Source organism: Comamonas sp. GCA5 (genome assembly GCF_036541385.1).
Classification (GTDB): Bacteria; Pseudomonadota; Gammaproteobacteria; order Burkholderiales; family Burkholderiaceae_C; genus Comamonas; species Comamonas aquatica.
The window spans coordinates 1-656 of sequence record NZ_JAZHFR010000211.1 but is presented as its reverse complement, the minus strand read 5'-3'; the positions used below and the strand labels follow the sequence as shown (position 1 = coordinate 656).

Here is a 656-nt window from a genome sequence, read left to right as displayed (position 1 = left end):
CACGGATGATGGTTTGCATGGCACAACTCCTGGTGAATGACGAATGAACTTCACTTACTTTGTACCTGACACTGCCCTGCAAACAGAGTCAAGAAAGTGGGAAGTCTTTCGTATTCAAATCGTTGCTCTTCCAGCGGTAGGCTTGCTGCATGAGTCAGCCCCGCAAACCCCGCTATAGAACCAGCAACTGGAAGCAGTACAACGCATCCCTCAAAGCTCGAGGCTCTTTGACGGTGTGGCTGGACAAGGGTATGTGCTGGTTTGCCACGGCAAGTGGCAAACGCGGACGCAGTCGGAAGTTCTCTGATGCAGCAATCCAATTTTGTTTGACGCTCAAGAACCTGTTTGGCTTGGCACTGCGGCAGACCACGGGTCTTGCCGAGTCGGTACTGCATTTGTGTGGGCTTGCTTGGCAGGTACCTGACTTCAGCACGCTGTGCCGGCGCCAGCTCGATTTGAATGTACAAGTGCCGTACACACGCAGCCAAGCGGGACTGCATTTGCTGGTTGATTCAACGGGAATCAAGTTCTTGGGTTGTTGATTTCCATCCAGAAGTGACCCACTAGCCCCCGGTTTTTCCATCTCAATCTGACCCACGCATTAACCCTAGCCTGCTGCTTTTATGTGCAGCAGGAGACCAGGAGTGATTGACGTG

1 pseudogene is annotated in these 656 nt (G+C 52.6%); it reads left to right on the top strand.

What is annotated here, in order from left to right:
* Positions 1 to 149: 149 nt before the first annotated feature.
* A pseudogene (locus tag SJH88_RS19295) lies at positions 150 to 536 on the top strand (IS5 family transposase); the annotation flags it as partial.
* Between the last annotated feature and the right edge of the window lie 120 nt (positions 537 to 656).